The organism is Senegalia massiliensis (assembly GCF_900626135.1).
Classification (GTDB): domain Bacteria; phylum Bacillota; class Clostridia; order Tissierellales; family SIT17; genus Anaeromonas; species Anaeromonas massiliensis.
Genome location: NZ_LR130785.1, coordinates 1,230,397 through 1,252,337, shown reverse-complemented (window position 1 = coordinate 1,252,337; position 21,941 = coordinate 1,230,397). Strand labels below are relative to the sequence as shown.

At 26.3% G+C, this 21,941-nt stretch carries 16 protein-coding genes; 1 reads left to right on the top strand and 15 read right to left on the bottom strand.

Annotation, left to right across the window (positions count from 1 at the left end; translation table 11 throughout):
- Positions 1-74: 74 nt before the first annotated feature.
- The 13 genes from E0D94_RS06065 to ebgA all read right to left on the bottom strand — a co-directional run bounded on the left by E0D94_RS06065 (position 75) and on the right by ebgA (position 18,096).
- Positions 75-1,073 carry a sensor histidine kinase gene (locus E0D94_RS06065; RefSeq protein WP_130806389.1) on the bottom strand — a complete coding sequence of 333 codons (999 nt, stop codon included), beginning with the start codon at positions 1,071-1,073 and terminating at the stop codon, positions 75-77.
- Between the two features lie 3 nt (positions 1,074-1,076).
- Entirely contained in the window at positions 1,077-1,748 is a 672-nt protein-coding gene (locus E0D94_RS06060; protein WP_130806388.1) for a response regulator transcription factor, read from the bottom strand.
- 119 nt (positions 1,749-1,867) lie between these two features.
- Positions 1,868-3,946, bottom strand: coding sequence for a sensor histidine kinase (locus E0D94_RS06055; RefSeq protein WP_341274560.1), 2,079 nt, complete (start codon positions 3,944-3,946; stop codon positions 1,868-1,870).
- Positions 3,918-4,604, bottom strand: a complete 687-nt coding sequence (locus E0D94_RS06050) for a response regulator transcription factor (protein WP_130806387.1) — start codon at positions 4,602-4,604, stop codon at positions 3,918-3,920. The genes E0D94_RS06055 and E0D94_RS06050 overlap by 29 nt, the downstream gene beginning before the upstream one ends.
- A 180-nt stretch (positions 4,605-4,784) precedes the next feature.
- Positions 4,785-5,795 carry a nucleoid-associated protein gene (locus E0D94_RS06045; RefSeq protein WP_130806386.1) on the bottom strand — a complete coding sequence of 337 codons (1,011 nt, stop codon included), beginning with the start codon at positions 5,793-5,795 and terminating at the stop codon, positions 4,785-4,787.
- Between the two features lie 93 nt (positions 5,796-5,888).
- Entirely contained in the window at positions 5,889-6,890 is a 1,002-nt protein-coding gene (locus E0D94_RS06040; RefSeq protein WP_130806385.1) for a LacI family DNA-binding transcriptional regulator, read from the bottom strand.
- A gap of 5 nt (positions 6,891-6,895) precedes the next feature.
- Positions 6,896-8,851: a beta-galactosidase gene (locus E0D94_RS06035; RefSeq protein WP_130806384.1), complete on the bottom strand. Its 1,956-nt coding sequence runs from the start codon at positions 8,849-8,851 to the stop codon at positions 6,896-6,898.
- An 11-nt stretch (positions 8,852-8,862) separates the two neighbouring features.
- Positions 8,863-9,891, bottom strand: a complete 1,029-nt coding sequence (locus E0D94_RS06030; RefSeq protein WP_130806383.1) for an aldose epimerase family protein — start codon at positions 9,889-9,891, stop codon at positions 8,863-8,865.
- A 63-nt stretch (positions 9,892-9,954) separates the two neighbouring features.
- Positions 9,955-11,118 carry a galactokinase gene (locus E0D94_RS06025; RefSeq protein WP_207289653.1) on the bottom strand — a complete coding sequence of 388 codons (1,164 nt, stop codon included), beginning with the start codon at positions 11,116-11,118 and terminating at the stop codon, positions 9,955-9,957.
- A gap of 14 nt (positions 11,119-11,132) precedes the next feature.
- Positions 11,133-12,176: a galactose/methyl galactoside ABC transporter permease MglC gene (gene mglC, locus E0D94_RS06020; protein ID WP_130806382.1), complete on the bottom strand. Its 1,044-nt coding sequence runs from the start codon at positions 12,174-12,176 to the stop codon at positions 11,133-11,135.
- A 15-nt stretch (positions 12,177-12,191) separates the two neighbouring features.
- Positions 12,192-13,709 (bottom strand): galactose/methyl galactoside ABC transporter ATP-binding protein MglA, encoded by a 1,518-nt coding sequence (gene mglA / locus E0D94_RS06015; protein ID WP_130806381.1) that lies wholly within the window; start codon positions 13,707-13,709, stop codon positions 12,192-12,194.
- A gap of 92 nt (positions 13,710-13,801) precedes the next feature.
- Complete coding sequence (mglB, locus tag E0D94_RS06010; RefSeq protein WP_130806380.1) at positions 13,802-14,851, bottom strand: galactose/glucose ABC transporter substrate-binding protein MglB; 1,050 nt, start codon at positions 14,849-14,851, stop codon at positions 13,802-13,804.
- Between the two features lie 152 nt (positions 14,852-15,003).
- Positions 15,004-18,096 (bottom strand): beta-galactosidase subunit alpha, encoded by a 3,093-nt coding sequence (ebgA, locus tag E0D94_RS06005; RefSeq protein WP_130806379.1) that lies wholly within the window; start codon positions 18,094-18,096, stop codon positions 15,004-15,006.
- Positions 18,097-18,474: 378 nt separating this feature from the next.
- On the opposite strand from ebgA, the gene E0D94_RS06000 reads away from it, so the two are divergent.
- Positions 18,475-19,545: an NAD(P)H-dependent flavin oxidoreductase gene (locus E0D94_RS06000; protein ID WP_130806378.1), complete on the top strand. Its 1,071-nt coding sequence runs from the start codon at positions 18,475-18,477 to the stop codon at positions 19,543-19,545.
- A gap of 44 nt (positions 19,546-19,589) precedes the next feature.
- On the opposite strand, the gene E0D94_RS05995 is transcribed toward E0D94_RS06000, so the two are convergent.
- Together E0D94_RS05995 and E0D94_RS05990 are read right to left on the bottom strand one after the other, a co-directional pair.
- Positions 19,590-20,267: an ABC transporter ATP-binding protein gene (locus E0D94_RS05995; RefSeq protein WP_130806377.1), complete on the bottom strand. Its 678-nt coding sequence runs from the start codon at positions 20,265-20,267 to the stop codon at positions 19,590-19,592.
- 1 nt (position 20,268) lies between these two features.
- Positions 20,269-21,894: an ABC transporter permease gene (locus tag E0D94_RS05990; protein ID WP_341274559.1), complete on the bottom strand. Its 1,626-nt coding sequence runs from the start codon at positions 21,892-21,894 to the stop codon at positions 20,269-20,271.
- Between the last annotated feature and the right edge of the window lie 47 nt (positions 21,895-21,941).

Genomic DNA, 21,941 nt, shown 5'->3' with positions numbered 1-21,941 from the left:
TAATAAAATGAGAAATGTTTTGCCTTAGTTTCAGCTTACATTTCTCATTTTAACCTTACATTAATGTAAGGTTGCTATTCTATTTCTAATTTTACAGAGGATAAGTCTATTTTTACTGTTGTTCCTATACCTATTTCAGAAATAATTGATATTTTATGATTAAGCTTATCTAATATATTTTTAGATAAATACAATCCTAATCCAGTAGATTTTTTATTCATTCTACCATTATATCCTGTAAAACCTCTTTCAAATATTCTTGATATATCTTCTTTGCTTATTCCAATTCCCGTATCTTCTATAGTTAAAACTTTTTTATTATCAATTTCAATATATATTTCACCTTTATGAGTGTATTTTAAAGCATTTGAAATAATTTGTTTTATAACAAATAATAACCATTTTTCATCTGTTATAACCTTAATATCATTTTCTTTAAGGTTTAATTTTATGTTTTTATAAATAAATATTTTAGAATAAGATTTAATTGATTTTTTTACAATGCTTAAAAGTGAATATTCTTCTAGTTTTAAATCGGATGATATATTTTCTAATCTTAAATATTGAAGTGCCATATCTACATATTCTTCTATTTCAAAAAGTTGTTTTTCTATATCTTCATTTATATCACTGTTTTTAGATTCTAGTATTAAATGAGATGCAGAAATAGGTGTTTTAATTTGATGAGTCCATAGTGTGAAATATTCGATTAAATCTGTATGCTTCTTATCTCTTTCTAAAATTAAATCTATTTTATTTTTATATAAAGTTTTGATTATATTTTGGTAATCTTTTTCTAGTAAGCTCTGATAGTCTGGTAAGCCATCTATAGTATGAGAAATATTATATTTTATATCTTGCAGCTTTTTATCTTTTTGATAATATTTATATAACCCTACTATAGTAAATATTATAGAGAAAAAAGCGCATAAAAGAGTAGCATACATAATTGTTTCTAAGGGCAGAGAATAAAGATAAAAAACTATAGAAAAAATAAAGATAAATATAATATATGTTCCTATATAACTGATTTTTTCTTTAAAATATGAAAATATAACATTTTTAATATTCATGATTCAATCCACCACATATCCTAATCCTTTTTTAGTTTTTATAAAATTATATATTCCTATTGTTTCTAATTTTTTTCTTAGCCTAGTTATATTAACTGTTAGAGTATTATCATCAATAAAACTATCACTTTCCCATAATCGATTCATAATCTTACTTCTAGATACTACTTCTCCTTTATTTTCCATAAGAATTTGCATAATCTTAAAATCATTTTTAGTAAGTTCAATTTTTTTATCTTTGTAAGTAACAATTGTATTATTTAAATTAAGAAAAACTCCATTATGTTCTAAATAATCAACTTGGCCTCTAAATGCATATGTTCTTCTCATTAATGCATTAATTTTAGCTATTAAAACACTTAAGTCAAAAGGCTTTATAATAAAATCATCTGCCCCTATATCCATTGCCATTACTATATTCATATTATCACTTGTAGAAGATATAAATATAATTGGAACTTTAGATAATTTTCTTATTTCACTACACCAATGATATCCATTGTAAAAAGGTAATGAAATATCAAGTAATACTAACTGAGGTTCAAAGCTCATAAATTCTTCTATTACATTGTTAAAGTCTTCAATATATTTTGTTTTATAATTCCATTTTTCTAGATGTTTAGATATTAATTTAGAAATTGTCATATCATCTTCTACAATCATTATTTTGTACAAAATTATCACCCTTTAATTTATCCCTTATGATAATAGTATATAATAAGTATTATTTAATTTCTATATTTATATAAATCAAAAAGATATGAACTATTAACATACATATCTTTTTTGATTTATTAAGCTCTATTTAGTTTTAATATTACTTTAAATAAATCACCATCTATTTGTATTTTAAATTCTCCACCTTGTAACTCAATTAAACTCTTTGCTATTGATAGTCCGAGTCCACTTCCTGGACTGTTTCTAGATTCATCTCCTCTTTTAAATCTTTCCATTAATTCATCTGGAGATATATTTAGTTCATAAGCTGAAATATTTTTTATTGTTAGATATATATTTTCATCATTTTCTATTATATCTATATATACCCTAGAATTTTTAACAGCATATTTAAACACATTAGAAAATAAATTCTCTATAGATCTCCATAAAAGTTTTCCATCAGCCATTACATACATTTTTTCTGATTTATAATTCATTTTAAATTCTAAATTTGATTCTTTTACCTTATAATCTAATTCTCCAATACCTTGAGTTATAAGTGATACTAAATTAATTTTTTCTAAATTTACTGGTATATTACCACTATTAGCTTTTGATGCTTCAAATAAATCATCTGTTAATACTTTTAATTTTTGAGATTTTTCATCTAAGACATCTATATATTCACTTGTTTGTTCATCATGTTCTTCTCTTTTTAATAAATCTACATAAGTTATGATAGAGGTTAATGGTGTTCTTATATCATGTGAAACATTACTTATAAGCTCTGATTTTAACCTTTCACTTTTAACTTCATTTTCTACTGCCTGATTTAAACCATCAGCAATACTATTTATATCATTTGCTAATCTAGAAAATTCACCTTTACTTTCTATATTTATTTCATGATTTAATTCTCCATCTTTAATTCGCTTTACTCCTTCTTTTATAGAGTTAAATTCTTTTATTTTTCTAAGAACTAAATATGCTGCTACTCCAATAGTTATTGGAAACATGAAGAAAGTTGCTGCTACTAATAGTGGATACCCTATTACAATCAATATAATTTTCACAGCTATATTCCCATTATTATATACTTCTTTAAAGAAAGAAAATATCTTATGAAAAATAATATAAGTTACTGAATGTTTTATTATTGTTTTATTTTTTATATGTTTTACTAGAGATAGTAATAATAGCAATCCTAAAGTTGATATTATTACTGTACCTGGTATAAATAATTTAATTGATACATTATTATGTGGGGCAGCCCAAAATATGGTCCATAATGCTATTAATGAAAACTCTATAACTATATTAATATCTGTATATATCTTATCTACTCCTGAAAGATGAATATCATCATCCTCTGGTTTTCTACCTATAGAATATATCAAATATATATAACATATTAAGAAAATTAAACTTAAACTTAAAACCTGATAAGATTTCTCTTCAATTATATTCTTGTTTGATCTCCATTCATCTATTTCTGTCCTCAAATAATTGTCAGTAAATCCTAAATATATTTTATCATTTGTTAAATCTATATTATTGCTATAGGTATTTAGCCTCCAAAAAATATCACCATTTGATATTTCTTCAGGAGTTACTTGAACATTGTTGTTTTCAATTAATATATATGAGGGATATTCTTTAAATTCCTTTATTGATGTATTATTACTATTTTTAAAAGTATTAGTTCCATCTGAAGCAAAATAATTTATCCCAGAATAATCATCTAATACATTCTGTATTAAGTTATAATTTCTTAAATCATTTTCTATCATATTTTTTTTAATATTTTCTATTTGTGATTTATATTCTTCTCTAAATATTTCTCTATTTTCATTATCTGATAAATTAGGATTATATTTTTTAGATTCATTAATAAATTGATAATATAAATTTTCAGTATTATCTTCTAATTCATTTTCATTAATAGAATTACCTGAATTTATATATTCTTTATTTCTATATTCCTCTAATAGTACGGATAAATTACCTGTTATTCTCTCTACATCGTTATAAAAGCTCTCACTTTCATAATAATTATCTTGAAATAACATATCAGGATTAATATCTCCATTTGACTTTACTATAGTATCAAATACTATATACAATGCCCCAGTAAATGTTGTAATTGCAAGTACAAAAGCTATTATTTTCAAACTATATGAGTAACTAAATTTTTTCGATTTTATATCCAACACCCCACACCACCTTTAAATATTTTGGTTCTTTAGGATTTATTTCTATTTGCTCTCTTATTTTTCTTATATGAACTGCAACTGTATTCTCAGGATTATATGCAGTTTCATTCCATACTTTTTCATAAATCTTATCTATAGAAAATACATTGCCTTTATTCTCCATTAGAAGTTTCAATATTTTATATTGTACAGGTGTAAGTCTTACTTCCTCTCCATCTACTGTAACTCTCTTTTTATCATCTTCTATCATAAGACCACCTGTTTCAAATACATTTTCCTTTTGCTCTATACTTCCAAGTTTTGTATATCTTCTAAGTTGAGATCTTACTCTTGCTATTAGCTCTAATGGATTAAACGGTTTTGTTATATAATCATCTGCCCCCATGTTTAAACCCATTATTTTATCAGTATCTTCTGATTTAGCTGATAACATTATTACTGGTATATTCTTAAATTCTCTTATTTTCATTGTAGCTATTAGTCCATCCATTTCAGGCATCATTATATCCATTATTACAAGATGAATTTCATTTTCCTCTATAATCTCAAGTGCTTGTTTACCGTTATATCCTTTAAATATTTGATGCCCTTCGTTTCTAAGATATATTCCTATAGCTTCTACTATTTCTTTCTCATCATCGCATATTAATATATTCATAATGACTCACCCCATGTGTTAATTTTAGACATATTATATCACAACCTTTATATTTAATTTAACTTAATAATACCAAATATATCTTAAGAAAATCTGAATTAAAATCTTAAGATTTTCTTAAGTTTTTAATATTCATAAAAAAGATTCTTTGATCAGATCAAAGAATCTTTTTTATGAATATTATTTATTTTTTACATTTCCTATTTGCTTAAGTACTATTGAAATAGTACCATCAGTGTTATTTACAAATTCTATTCTTTCTTTATCATCAAAAAACTCTATAGGTACTTTAATTTCTATTCCTGTATCTGTAACTATTTTTTGCTTTCTAAAGTTTTGTCTCTTTATTTTTTCACTTACTTCAAAATTAGTTTCATCTAACCCTTCTTTTTCAATTATACTCATATATTCCTTTTTCATATCTAAATCACTTTTAAATACATCTTTTGCAACACTTTCTATATCAATTCTATCATTTTCTTCTAATGACTTAGCTACTGCTTTTTTTGCTTGTCCTACTTTTACAAAATCACCTTCATAATTATTTTCTAAAAAGTTTTTAGTAGTTTTATTTAATATTTTCACTTTTTCTTTTTCTGACCTTTTACTATTACATTTAAGAAATAATCTTGATAGATAGTATATTTTTTCTCCATTTATTTCATATTCTTTCTCTATTAATTTTATATCTAAAGTTGTTAAATCGATTAAAATACATTCATCTATTTTTTGATTTTCATTAGGTAATGAAGTTCTTTGTTTCACTATAGAATTTACTACTTTTTCTTCAATTTGGTCTACATTATGAATATAAGAATTTCTATAATTCATTTTAAATATAGAAAAGTATCTTCTATCTTCATATGTAAATATACTGAATATAACATCTGCTGGTGGAATATCTACATTTATCTTTATAATATCAAATAAAATCTCTGATAATCGTTTTGTATCCTCTACAAATGTATTTAAATTATGATTTACTATTATATCTTTAATAATATTTTCTCCATCATTAAACCTAGCAGGTCTAAGGGATCCATCTGTAAATACTCTTAAAATATGCTTTTCTAAAAATTCTTCTATATCATCATCTAAAGGGTGCTCTACTTCTGATAATACTGGTATTTCTAAATTATTATCTAATATATGCACTATCATTTTATTTATTTCTAAATCTTTTATTTCCAAATCTTACACTCCTTAAAATATTTAATTGTATAAAATATATTTTATTTTATATTCATATTTATGTCAAAGAAAAATGAACCTTTTTAAGGTTCATTAATTACAACTTTTTCTTCTTATAAATTTAGTTGGTATTATAACTTTTTTAGGGATTTTCCTATTATGTTCAATTCTTTCTACTAATAATCCAACTGCTGTACTTCCCATAAGTTCTGTATGAATCTTTATAGTGCTAAGTGGAGGTGATAAAAATTTAGCTGTAGGTATATCATCTACTCCTATAATACATATATCTTGAGGAATTCTAATATTTGCTTCAAAAAGTGCTCTCATAGCTCCTATTGCTATAGTATCACTTGCAATAAAAAAAGCAGATGGTAAGTTACCTTTAGATATAGCTTTTTTCATTAGTCTATATCCATCTTCACAACTAAATTTACCAATATATATATTTTCTTCATTATATAAACCCTTTTTTTTCATGAAATTAACATAAGTTTTCTGCCTTTCATCTTCTAATGGCTCTAATCTTTCTCCCACATACTCATTCGCACCAATGAAGCCAATATTTTTAAAACCTTTTTTACTAATAAAATTTAATACCTTTAAAACTGCTCTCTTAAAATCTACTACTACAGAATCAAACATATCTTCATCAGGACAATAATCTACAAAAACTATATTATCTGTAAAGTCACGGAATCTTTTTACTTCTTCTAAGCTGAATTTCCCAATTGGTATTATTCCACTTAAATTTTGATATTCACTTAAAGCATAATCATTCTCATTTTTGAAAACAGTTACCACTTCTATATTGTTAAATGAACACTCTTCCTCTATTCCTTTTCTAATTGATAGATAATATATATCTTCTAATTCTTCCTTCTGTGAGTACCAATGAATTACACCTATTCTAATTTTTTTACTAGTATTGCTTTTCCTTTGTTTAGGAGGCTTGTAATTTAATTTTTCTGCTGCTGCAAATATCCTTTCTCGAGTTTCATCAGCAACAGATATACTTTTATCATAATTTAGTACTCTAGATACAGTTGCTGAAGATACGCCTGCTATATCTGCAATATCCTTTATAGTTGCCATATAAATCACTTCCATTCAATAAATTCATACTTTTTTATAATACTCTCATATGGTTCAATTATAACATTTTTATACTCAATTTTTTTATCACTATGGTTATTTATAAATAACCATTTTTTATCTTTATAATATCTTATATATACTTCTAATTCTCTAGGAGAATCTATATGATCTATATCATATTTTTGAATTATTTCTTTAAATATTTCACTTAATATATCCTCATCAACTCCAGCCCCTATATAATATACATTTCCTTTGCCAAATTTATTTTTTGTAATACAAGCTTTGTCACTATAAAAATCATCTGTATATTTATATAATATTTCTGCTGAGTAATTTGTAATTATATCACGCCAAACATTTGCTTTCCCTTTATATCTTTTGTCAAAAGATGATATTTCAACATCTTCCTGTAATGACTCACTATCATCAATTGTTATTCCTGTTAATTCTTTTATTAAGCAAGGGTTTTCTAATCCAAAATATAAATTGTTATTCCTATCCTTTATTCCTGACCTAAAAGAAAATATTACAGTTCCTCCACCTTTTACAAATTGCTCTATTTTCATTTTTAATTTTTCATCTATTATTTGCATAACTGGTATAGCTAATACTTTATATTTTTTAAAATCTTTTTTTATATCTATTACATCTATATTTAAATTTAAATTATAGAAGGGTTTATAAAGTCTCATAAGTTCAGTTGTAAAATCAAACATAATTGATTGCTTTTGTCCTTTCCAAGACCAAGTATTATCAAAATCATAAAGAATAGCAATATCTGACTTAATAGGTGATTTTATTATATCTTCATATTTTTTAATATCTGTCATAAATTCGTTTACTTCTTTATATTTTCTTTTTTCTTTATTATCTGTATCTATTATACCATAACAAAATTGTTCAGCGCCTTTGTTCATGCCACGCCATCTAAAAAATAACATATTTTCACAACCATGAGCCATTGCTTGATATGCCCACATCTTAGCTTGATTAGGGCGAGGTAAATATCCTATTACATTATGACCTTGTGCACCCATAAGCTCTTCTACTATCCAATAGTTTTTATTCTTAAGCCCTCTTACATAATCATGATTCATAGCAATCTCTGCAGGTTCAATAGGTTCTTTTAAACCTCCCCATACTGGATAATTGTCATATGATACAAAATCAAGTTGTTCAGCTAATATATTTTGATCATATGCTTTATCAAAAAATCCTCCAGGTAAATTATGTGTAATGCTTTGATGATCTCCTTTTAAATTATCTACTATATCTATTTGAATTTCTGCAAATTTATTTATAGAATATGACCTAAATCTAGACCAATCTAATTTAAGAGAAGGATTATGAGTTGTTATTGTAGGCTTGGGAATTGGTATTTCACAAAACTCATTATAAGTTTGTCCCCAAAATATAGTTCCATATCCCTTATTTAAATTATCTATATTTTCATATTTATTTTTTAAGAAAGTTTGAAATTTTTTATGACAATTAGTACAATAGCACATATCACTTCCCTCATGCCCAAACTCATTGTCAATTTGCCAAACGATAATATCTTTTTCATCTTTATAATGATTTACTAATCTTTCTACTATTTTTTTTGTATAATTTATATAGGTATCTGAATTAAAACAATATTGTCTTCGACCTCCAAAAACTCTTTTATGTCCAAATTCATTTTCGGATAATATTGATGGTGCTTTCTTTGCAAGCCAAGCTGGAAATGTTGCGGTAGGTGTACCAAACATTATTTTTATATTCTTATTTTTTGCTTTTTCTATAACCTTATCAAAAAATGAAAAATCATACTTTCCTTCTTTTCTTTCAATTAAATGCCAGGCAAACTCTCCAATTCTAATAATATTGCAACCCATATTTTTCATTCTATCTAAATCATTATCTATAAGCTTCTCATCCCAATGTTCTGGATAATAGTCAACACCTAAATACATTTTTATGCCCCCTATACAATAGAAAATTTATATTCAGTTCTTTCATAATAATCTTCATTTGGTTTTAAAACAGCAGGATTCATATTTTCATGATTTATTCCATCTGGTTCATATTGAGCTTCAAAACAAATTCCATCATGTTTGCTTCCTATTTTTCCATATTTTAATTTTTCATCATCAGGAAAATTATAGCTATATATAACTACTGAAGGATAAGATGTAGATACTTCCATTTTTCTTCCACTTTTATAATCAATCATAGTTATCGCATTGTTAGCTTCACTTAATAAAAAAGTATGGTCTAATCCATTTGTAAGTTCCATTTGGAGAAAATCATAATCAAAACTTTCTTTTATTACCTTTTCTCTCCTAAAATCCATGGGAGTATTTTCTACATTTATAAACTTACCAGTAGGTATCATATTCTCATTAAGTTCTAAAAATTGATCTGATTTTAAAGATAAATATTGTTTTTTAATTTTCATTTTATAATCACCTGATAAATTAAAATATGAGTGATTAGTTAGATTACAAAGAGTGGTTTTATCTGTATTTGCATGATATTCTATTATAAGTTTATTTTCTTCTAATGTATATTTTACAAAAGTCTCTAAATTTCCTGGGTAATTTTCTTCCATATCCTTACTATAATAATTAAAAATTATTGATATACTCTTGTTTTGTTCTATTATTTTATATTTCCATATTTTTTTATTAAAGCCTTCAGATCCTCCATGTCCACTGTTCATATCATAATTTTTATTTAAACTATATTCTACTCCTTCAAGAGTAAATTTACCATCTGATATTCTTCCAGATGTTCTACCGATAGTTGCTCCAAAATAAGGAGGATTTTCCATATAATCAACGATATTTTCATATGTTAATATTATATTTTCTTTTTTGCCATTTTTATCAGGTATTAAAAGTTCTACTAATGTGGCCCCATAATTTAATAATTTAATTTCTATTTGTTTATTTTTTATAGTAATTAAATCTATTTTTTTATCATCTATATTTATTTTCTCAATAGAATACATAAACTTTTCTCCTTTTAAAATATATTTAAAGAGGCAGTAAAAATACCTACCCCTTTAGCATATCTATATTATTTTTGCTCCATCTCCTATTTCTGCTATATAGAATTCTGGATCATATCCTATTTTGTCTTTATATTCTTTTTTCACATTTTCTTTAAACTTTTCTATCTCTTCATTATATACTAGATTTACAGTACATCCACCAAATCCTGCTCCAGTCATTCTAGCACCAATAGCACCATTTTCCCATGCTAATTCAACAAGAGTATCTAGTTCCTTTCCAGTTACTTCATAGTCATCTCTAAGTGAAATATGAGATTCATTCATAAGCTTTCCAAATTTATTTATATCACTATTTTCTAATACTTTAGCTGCTTTAATAGTTCTTCTATTTTCATAGACTGCATGTTTTGCTCTTTTTCTATTAATCTCATTTTCTATTAAATGCTTATTTTTTTCAAATTCTTCTTCTGTCAAATCACCAAGAGAATTTATTCTCAATTTATTTTGTAGATCTTTTAGTGCTGTTTCACATTGACTACGTCTTTCATTATATTTAGAATCTGCAAGTCCTCTTCTTTTATTTGTATTTGCAATAACTATAGAAATATTATCTAGTTTTATTGGAGCATATTCATACTCTAATGTATTTGTATCTAGAAGAATTGCATGATTATTTTTACCCATAGCTATAATGAATTGATCCATTATTCCACAATTAACACCAATATATTCATTTTCAGTTACTTGAGAATATTTAGCCATTTGTATTCTATCAATATTTAATTTAAATAAATCTTTTAGTAATAAAGATGTAACTATAGATATAGATGCACTAGAAGAAAGACCAGCACCGTTTGGTATATTTCCATAATATAATATTTCAAATCCTTTATCTATATTTAAGTTTTTATCTTTAAATACTTTAGTAATACCTTTAGTATAATTTGCCCAATCATCTTCTTTGTTATATGAAAGTTGATTTAAACTAGTTTCAACTATCCCAATTTCAGGAAAATTCACTGAATATAGTAATACTTTTTCATCTTCTCTTTTTCTTGCTATTGCATATGTTCCGAAACTTAAAGCACAAGGAAATACATATCCACCATTATAATCAGTATGTTCACCTATTAGGTTTACTCTACCAGGAGCAAAGTAACTATTAATATTATCCTTACTTCCAAATTTTTCAGAAAAGATTTCTTTTAAGTTCTCTATATTCAACTTATAACACCACCTTATTTTTTCATTGCATATTTTCTAGAATCTATTGCTACTGCTATTATAATTATTAAACCTTTTATTACGTTTTGCATATATGGAGTTATTCCTATAAAGTTAAGACCATAAGCTATAACTTGGAATATAAGTACCCCTGTAACTATACCTGATATTCTACCAATACCACCATTAAAGGATAATCCACCAACTATACATGCAGCAATAGCATCTAATTCATACATATTACCAGTATTATTTGTTGCTGTACCTATACGAGCAGCTTCTAATGCTCCACCAAGTCCATATAATAATCCTGCTAATCCAAACACCATTAAAGTATATTTAAATACATTAACTCCTGAAACAATTGCTGCTTCTTGATTTCCACCAATAGCAAATATATTTTTTCCAAATTTAGTTTTATTCCACAATACCCATACTATAGCTGTAACTATTGCAGAATATATTATGAGATAAGGTATCCTTATTATTCCAAGTGAAAAATCTCCTTGAGCAAAATTAGTAAATATAGGGTCAAGTCCTCCTATAGGCTGTGCTCCATATGGAGGTCTGTCAAAGTATATTGAAGTAAGACCATATACTATTATCATCATACCTAAAGTTGCAATAAATGGATCAACCTTGAATTTTGCTACTACATATCCATTTATAAGACTAAAGAGACAAGTTGCAAGCATAGCAATAAGTATAGGTATAAAAATATTAAGTTGAGGTAAATCTGGATACATTTTATATGCATAATCGGGTGCTTGTAAAAGGGATGCTGATACTACTGCTGCAAAGCCTACTTGTCTACCAAGGGACAAGTCTGTACCTTTTGCTACTATTATACCTCCAACACCTAGAGCCATTATTATACGAGTTGATGCTTGTGATAATATATTTGTAAAATTCCTTAAAGATATAAAATCTGGTGACACTGAAACTATAACAATAAAAAGTACTATTAATACAAGATATATAGCATTATTTAACATCCAATTTAATGTATCTTTTAACGTTATATTTTTAAAATCTAATTTTCCACTAAATCTTGACATTCAAATCTCTCCTATCTATAAATATTTAGACGATAATTTTAATATTTCTTCTTGTGTAGTTTTATTTGTATCAACTATTCCAGCTAGTCTTCCGTTACTCATAACAAGAATCCTATCAGTTACTCCTAAAAGTTCTGCCATCTCAGAAGAAACCATTATAACGCCTTTATCTTTATTAGCTAAATCAATCATTAATTGATAAATTTCATATTTTGCTCCTACATCAATACCACGTGTAGGCTCATCTAACAGTAATATTTCAGGTTCTGTAAGTAACCATCTTCCAACTATAACTTTCTGTTGGTTACCACCTGATAATGAACTTATTCTTGTTTTATGACTAGGGGTCTTTACGCTCATACTATCAATAACCCAGTTTGTATCTTTATTCATTTCATTTTCATTTAAAAGGCCTAATTTATTTGTATATTTATCTATATTAGCAATCACAGAATTAAATCTTATATTTAACACTGGAAATATCCCTGTAGCTCTTCTTTCTTCTGTTACTAAAGCAAATCCATTATTTATTGCTTGATTAGAATCTTTATTTTCTATTTTTTTACCATGCAATAGTATTTCTCCACTATCTATATGTCTAATTCCAAATATAGTCTCTATAAGTTCTGTTCTTTTAGCCCCTACAAGTCCTGCTATTCCTAATATTTCTCCTTTTTTCAACTTAAAAGAAACATCATTTATAGATGGCTGAACAGATGCAGTAAGATTTTTAATTTCGAGTATTACTTCACTTGGTTTATTTGTTTTAGGAGGAAATCTATTTGTAAGGTCTCTTCCAACCATCAAATTAATTATCTCATCTGTTGTTATAGAATCTCCTTTTTCAGTAGTTATCCAATGACCATCACGCATTATTGTAACTTCATCTGCAATTTGTTTTATTTCTTCCATCTTATGGGAAATATATATTATACCTACACCCTTGTCCCTTAATGATCTAATTATTTTAAATAAATGATTAACTTCTTTTTCCGTAAGTGATGATGTAGGCTCATCCATAACAATAATTTTAGAATTATATGATACTGCTTTTGCTATTTCTACCATTTGACTTTCTGAAACTGGTAACTTTTCTACTTTGCTTTTTGGATCTACCTTTATATCTAACTCTTTAAATATATTTAAAGTGTCATTATACATTTTTTCTTCATCTATGAAAGGTCCTTTTTTAGGAAATCTTCCAAGCCATATATTATCCATAACTGTAGTAGATTGAACTTGATTTAATTCTTGATGCACCATAGAAACTCCATTATCTAATGCTTCCCTTGAAGATTTAAATTCAATTTCTTTACCTTCCAATAAAATTCTACCACTATCTTTTTTATATATTCCAAAAAGACATTTCATAAGAGTTGATTTTCCTGCCCCATTTTCACCCATTAAAGCATGAACTGTTCCAGATCTAATATTCAACTTTACATTGTTTAATGCTTTAACACCTGGAAACTCTTTTGATATATCTATCATTTCTAATAAATATTCATTTTTACTATTGTTTTTATTAGTCATGAATATTCTCCTTCCATTGATACTTATTAGTTGTAATAAAAATGCATATGCACCTTTAGTATGCATATGCATCTTTTATAGCAAAATATTAATTATTCTCCATAACTTTCTTTAGCTACATTTAAATTATCCTTTGTAATTGCTACATAAGGCACTCTTACATATTTATCATCAATTAATTCCCAATCTGTTCCTTCTGTAACATCTTTACCCGCTGCTGCGTTAAGTGCTAAATCAACAGTAGCCTTTCCTTGATTTCCTGCATCATTAAGTACACTACCTACCATAATTCCTTCTTCTATTTTTGTAAGTGCATCTGGTATAGCATCTACTCCTACTACTGGCATAAACTTATCACCTTCAAAATATCCTTCTCCTTGAAGAGAACTTACTGCTCCTAATGCCATTCCGTCATTATTTGCTATTACATATTCTATATCATCACCATGTTTTGATAACCATGCATCCATAAGTTCTTTACCTTTTACTGAATCCCACATTCCTGTTTGAAGTTCTAATTCTTCAACTTCTATACCTTTTTCTTCTATAGTTTCTATAACATATTTAGTTCTTGCTTCAGCATCAGGATGTCCTGGCTCACCTTTCAATAATACATATTGAATTTTTCCATCACCATTTTTATCCCAATCAGGATTTGCTTTCCAAGAATCAGCTACTAATTCCCCTTGAATTATACCTGATTCTGAAGAATCAGTACCTACATACCAAGTTTTATCATAAGATTGCATATCAGATTCACTTGGCTCTTTATTGAAAAATACTACTGGTAAATCTTCTGATTTTGCTTTTTCTATTATAGTAGAAGCAGCTTGAGGTGTAACTAAATTGATTGCTAAAGCTTTTACTCCTTTAGAAACCATTGTATCAACTTGTTCATTTTGTTTAGCTTGATCATTTTGTGAATCAACTAAAGTTAAATCTGCTTTTCCATCAGCACTTTCTTCTATTGATCTACGTACAAATGACATAAAACTATCGTCAAATTTATAAATTGTAACCCCTACTTGTGGATTTCCTGATGATTCTCCACTTGTTTCTTCATTGTCATCTCCACCATTACCACATGCAGCTAATGAAAAAACTAATGTAACCATAAGTAATATTGCTAAAAACTTTTTCATTGATATCCTCCCTTTAATTTAATATATTATGAAAACGTTTCTTCATAAGTAAATTTTACTAAATGTTTAGTAAATAGTCAAGAGTTATTTTTACCAAAATTTATAAAAAATCCAAGGTCATAGAATATAGCCTTAGATTTTTTATAATAATATTATTTTTTTATCCTCTCACCACTTAAAATTACAGGAGAAATTAATTGTTTTGAATATGGTTTAATCTTAATAGAAAAATTAAAATCATGTGGTTTTAAACTATGTTCTTTTAGTGGTGCTGGTCCACAACTATTGCTGCCAATACCATGTTGTATATAATCAATATTTAATGCTATAAAATCTCTTTTCACTAATTCATTCATATGTTTAGCATTTTCTAAATCTTCTTTAATATAGTTCTGAACACTAAATTCAAATTTTTCATCACTAGATATTAATAATCCTGTTCCTCTATCATCATTAATAGAAATCCACTTAGTATCTGTTCTATTCCCATTTTCCTGAGGATAAACATAATCAGTAAACATATCAGATACATTACTTTCATATATACCAGTCATACTAGCTTCTTTACTATCTATATATGATTCACCAGGTCCTCTACCATACCACTCTACATTTTGTAAATCATTTTGTAATTTCATATCTAAACCTATTCGAGGAAAAGTTTCTGGCAATTTTCCAATAGGCTTTCCATTTATATTTAATACAATATCTCCACTTCCATAAATAATATATTTATATTCATTTTTTATAGCCCAATCACCATTAGGTGGTGAAATATAGGATTTTACACTTATATTGAAAAATTTATCTTGCACATTAGTTTTAATACTATCTATTCTTGTAAGAATATTATTTATGCTTTTTTTCTTCCATTCCTTTACTTGATACATATCATTATCTATAGGAGCTCTCCAAAGATTAAAATTAGGTCCTTCATCAATTATTTGAATCCCTTCATATAAATATTTAGAAATTCTACCTTCTATCTTGTCAAATACTATTTCAAAACCTATTCCTTTTATGATTATATCTATATTTGATTCAATAACTTTTATATCATCCATAGTAGATATATCAGTAAACCATTCCTTCTTTAAAGACAAAGGTAATTTAAAATTTTGCCATGTTATTACATGTCCACTTTTAGACCATTTATTATCCCTATTAGTTATTACTTCCATATTCAGAAATAGATCGGTATATAAACTATATTTTTTATCCATATTAATAGGTATATTTATAATACTTTCTTCTCCTGGTTCTATTTTATTTAAATTTAATATACCACTATTGAATATCTGTTTATCTCCAACAATACTCCAAGCTAAACTAAAAGAATCTAAATCTATAAACTCATAAAGGTTTTTAATCTTTATTCTACCTTTAGATAAATCTTCTTCTATTATCTTGATAGGCTCCATTACTTTTTTAAGCTCTAATAATCCAGGGGTTGGTGTTCTATTTGGTTTTAATAGTCCATCACAACAAAAATTAGAATTATTAGGATAATCTCCAAAATCCCCACCGTATGCAAAATATTCTTTACCCTTTTCATCAATTCTTCTTAATCCATGGTCAGCCCATTCCCAAACAAAACCTCCTTGAAGTCTAGGATATTTATAGAATATGTCCCAATATTCTTTTAATCCACCAGGTCCATTTCCCATAGCATGAGCATACTCACATAATATATGAGGCTTATCACTATCTTCCATCTCACCAAATTCTATCATCTTTTGATGATTAGAATACATTGTACTCATTAAATCAACTACTTTACCTTCTCTATCTTCTTCATAATGAACTAATCTTGTATTATCTCTATTCTTAATCCATTTTGACATAGATATAAAATTACATCCAAAACTTGATTCATTTCCCATTGACCACATAATAATAGATGGATGATTTTTATCTCTTTCTACCATCCTAACTGCTCTATCTATATAAGACTCTTTCCATTTAGGATCATTAGTAATTTTATCGTATTCACCAATTATCTCAAATCCATGGCACTCTAAATCTGCTTCATCCATAACATATAATCCATAAATATCACATAAATCATAAAACCTTGGATCATTAGGATAATGAGCTGTTCTTACAGCATTTATATTATTCTTTTTCATAAGCAAAATATCTTCTATCATATGTTCAATAGGAATTACTCTACCTAAATCAGTATGAGACTCATGTCTATTAATCCCTCTTAACATTATAGGAACTCCATTAAATAAAAAATTACCATTTTTAAGTTCAACTTTTCTAAATCCTACTCTAGAAGGTATCACTTCAATAATATTTTCATATTGATCCTTTAAGCATATTAATAAATTATATAAATTTGGAGTTTCTGCAGTCCACTTTTTTGGATTATTAATATTAATATTTACATTTATTATAGATTTGCTTTTACTATTAATGTCTATATTATTAGTTTGAAAATCAACTATTTTATTTTCTTCATTATCTAATAATAAGTATTCTATATTATAATTTTTTAAGCTTTCTTTCATAGTATTATTTATATTTATCTCAATTTCTAAATTAGCATTTCTATATTTATCATCTAAATCTGTCTTAATGAAAAAATCCCTTATATAAACTGGTGACTTAGCTATTAATGACACATCTCTAAATATTCCTGATAACCACCACATATCTTGATCTTCAATATATGTTCCATCACTCCATTGATAAACTCTAACAGATATTGTATTTCTTTGTCCTCTTTTTATAAATTTTGTAATATCAAATTCTGATGCCGTTCTACTTCCTTGACTATATCCTACTTCTTTCCCATTTATCCAAATATGAAAAGCACTATCTACCCCTTCAAATCTTAAAATAATATTAGAATTATTCCAACTACTTGGAATAAAAAATTTTCTTTTGTAACATCCTGTAGGATTTTTTGATGGGACATTAGGTGGATCTATAGGGAATGGATAAATTAAATCTGTATAATGAGGTATGCCATAGCCTTCTATTTGCCAATTACTTGGAACAATTATATCATCCCAATCATCAGTTTTATAATTATCATCATAAAACATCTCTGGTGATTCTTCTACTGTATTTGAATAATAAAATTTCCACATACCATTTAACAACATAAAATTATTAGATCTTCCCCTTTCATAAGTTAAGGCATCATTTATATTATTATATGTAAAAAAATATGCTCTACTATCTAATCTATTTTTTTGTAATATATTTAAATTATCCCAATCTTTACTTATCACTTTACCCCTCCTATATTTTGAATATTATATATATTTATATTATACACTATTTTTACTAAAATTCACTAAAAAAAGACTATGCTAAGCATAGTCTTTCATTAAAAATTAGCATCTTCCTCCATAGCCATAAGGCATGAAAAGAACTACTAATAATAAAAAGAAGAATAGTAATTCACTACCTTCATTAAATAATCCGCCTAATACTCCACCTTTAGCTTCGCCCATTTACGATTCCTCCTCTCAATACATTATATGTAAACTAATTATATCTGTTACAAATACATTAATTCATAATTTATACTTTATTTTTAGTCTAAAACATTATATAATAATACTTAGTATTAGTATCTGGTACTAAATATTTCTTGGAGGTGTATAATGAATTTACCTAAACTTAAAATTGGAAATTTAATTGCTAAGGTTCCTATAGTCCAAGGAGGTATGGGTGTAGGTGTATCCTTATCTAATCTAGCTGGAACTGTAGCAAAAAATGGTGGCATTGGAGTGATTTCAGGAGTAGAAATAGGGTTTAATGAGCTTGATTACTTTTCAAATAAAAAAGGAGCTAATATAAGAGCCTTAAAAAAACATATAAAAAAAGCAAAAGAAATATCTCAAGATGGAATAATAGGAGTTAACTTAATGACTGTACTTAATAACTTCGAAGAATTAGTGAAAGAATCTATAAAATCAAAAGTTGATATTATTTTTTCAGGTGCAGGATTACCTTTAAATCTTCCTAAATTCACTAAAGACAGTAATACTAAAATTGCTCCTATAGTTTCTTCGGGAAAGGCTGCAAAAATAATTTGTAAAAATTGGGATAGAAAATATAATGTTATTCCAGATGCTATTGTAGTAGAAGGACCAAAAGCTGGAGGGCATTTAGGATTTAAAAAATCTGATTTAGATTTAGAAGAAAATAATTTAATTAATATTGTTAACTCTGTATTAGAGTCTATTACACCCTTTGAAAAAAAATATAATAAATCTATACCTATTATTGCAGGTGGTGGTATTTATAGTGGAGAAGATATCGCTAAATTAATTCAATCTGGAGCATCTGGAGTACAAATAGGAACTAGGTTTGTTGCTACCAATGAATGCGATGCATCTTATGCATTTAAAGAACAAATAATTAATTCTAAAAGAAATGATATTAAACTAATAAAAAGTCCTGTAGGTATGATAGGACGTGCAGTTAACAATAATTTTTTAGAAGAAGTTTCTTTAGAAAGTAGACATCCTAAAGGATGCATATCAAATTGTCTTAAACCATGTAAACCTAATAAAGCGCCTTATTGCATAGCTGATGCATTAATAAATGCACAAAAAGGTAATTTAAAAGATGGATTTGCATTTGCAGGTGCTAACGCTTATAAAGTTAATGAAATAACATCTGTAAAATCATTAATAAATGAATTAATAAATGATGTTAAAAACTATTAAAAAGCACAGAAGAATTTAAATTCTTCTGTGCTTTTTAATAGTTTTTATATCAATTTACTAACTAACTTATCTTGGTTTGAATTTTCATTATTTATTAAAATTACTTTATTCGCTATAGCTTTTACATCTTCTTTATCATGAGTAACAAAAATAGTAGTTATATCTGCTTTATTAAGTATGCTTTTTAATTCTTTCCTTATCTTAGACTTTAATTCTGAATCTAAATTACTAAAAGGTTCATCCATTAATAATACAGATGGTTGAGGAGCTATAGCTCTAGCTAATGCAACTCTTTGCTGTTGACCACCACTAAGCTCATATGGATACCTATCTTTATATTCAACCATATCAATTAATTTTAACACTTCATTAAGCCTTTTATTTTTTTCTTTTCGATTCATTCTATCTAGTCCAAAAATAATATTTTTAGAAACAGTCATATGAGGAAAAAGAGCATAATCTTGAAACACCATACCTATTTGTCTTTTTTCAGGCAAAATATAATTACTATCATCTGCTAATATTTGTTTATTTAATTTAATTGAACCTTTATTAGGCTCTTCCAGTCCTGCAATTAATCTTAAAATAGTACTCTTTCCACTTCCACTTTCTCCTAGTATAGAAAGAATATCTCCTCTATCTATATTCATATTGAAATCATTTAAAATATACTTTTTACTATTTCTATATTTAAAATATAAGTGTTCAATACTTAGAAACAAATTAATCAACCTCCTTATTCTCTAATTTAAATAAGGCATATATAGCTAATGCACTAATAATAATTATTATGATTGATGAAATTGATGACTCTTGAATCATTTCATCATTTGCATACTCAAAAGATTTTGTTGCTAATGTATTAAAATTAAATGGTCTCAATATTAATGTAAGAGGTAACTCTTTTAATATATCTACAAACACCAATATAAATGCTGTGATTATTGCTGGTCTCAACATAGCTAAATCTACCTTAAAAAAAGTAGTAGTTATATTTTTTCCAAGAACCTGTGATGCTTCAAAAAATTGTTTACCTATTTTATCAAAACCAGATTCTATTGGATTAAATCCTATTGCTAAAAATCTAATTACATAAGCAAATATCAACATAAATAAACTTGTACTTAAAATTAATTTAGAAGACTGTTCTCCAAATAATCCATATATATTATAAAGTATATTGTCTACTTTAACTAATAACAATATTACAGCCATTGCAATTACTGCTCCTGGAATAGAGTATCCTATAGATGTTATTTTAGAATATATTTTTGATATTATACCTTTTTCTATTCGAGTAAAATTTGATATGATTATTGCAATAAAAAGTATTATTAAAGTTGAAATTATTGAAACAAATAAAGAGTTCATTATTAATTTTATAAATTCAAAATCTAATACATTTCTAAAGGACATTATACTCCACTGTATTAGTTGCAATGTAGGTATAATAAAACCTAACGAAAGAACTATTAAACTATATGAAAATACAACCCACTTCTTAAACCCTTTTAATTTTTGTCTATTTATAGGCCTTATTTTTGAATTGCTAAAACTATATTTTCTTCGTCCTCTTATTAATTTTTCTATAATAAAAGTTAAAAATACAATCATTAATAAAATAGAAGAAAGACGGATTGCAGAATCTATATCTCCCATAGAAAACCAAGCTTTAAATATAGCTGTACTAAAGGCTGGAATCCCAAAATACTTTACAACTCCATAGTCATTTAAAACTTCTAGAATTACTAAACTAACTCCACCAATTATAGCTGGTCTAGATATTGGTAATAATATTTTTAAAAATATTTTAAATTGAGAATTGCCTAATATTCTACCGTTTTCTATCAAATCATAAGATTGTTTCTCTAAAAATGATCTAGTTATCAAATATATATATGGATAAAGAAATATTGAAAATATAAATACTGCTCCATTAATATTCATAATATCAAAATATTTTTGATCTACACTAATTTTTAAGGTTTCTCGTAAAAACGTTTGTATTGTTCCTGTATAATCTAATATTCCACTATAAGTATATGCTCCAATATATGATGGTATAGCCATAGGAAGAACTAAAGTCCATTTCATGAATTTCCTTAAAGGGAATTCAAATACAGTTACAATCCATCCTAGACTAGTGCCTAATATCATACTAATTAAACCAGTAAAAACGATTAATTTAGTAGTATTTATCAAATAATCTTTTAATAAATATTCTTTTATATGGGTCCAATTTTCATTAGGACCATTAAATAAATTTTGTATTATATTTAAATTGGTTACTACTATAATTAATATAATTATAGTACTTATTACTGACCAAGCATTTATATGATTCTTCATTCGACTCATTAATTTCATCTTTACACTTCCTATAGCAAATTCATAAA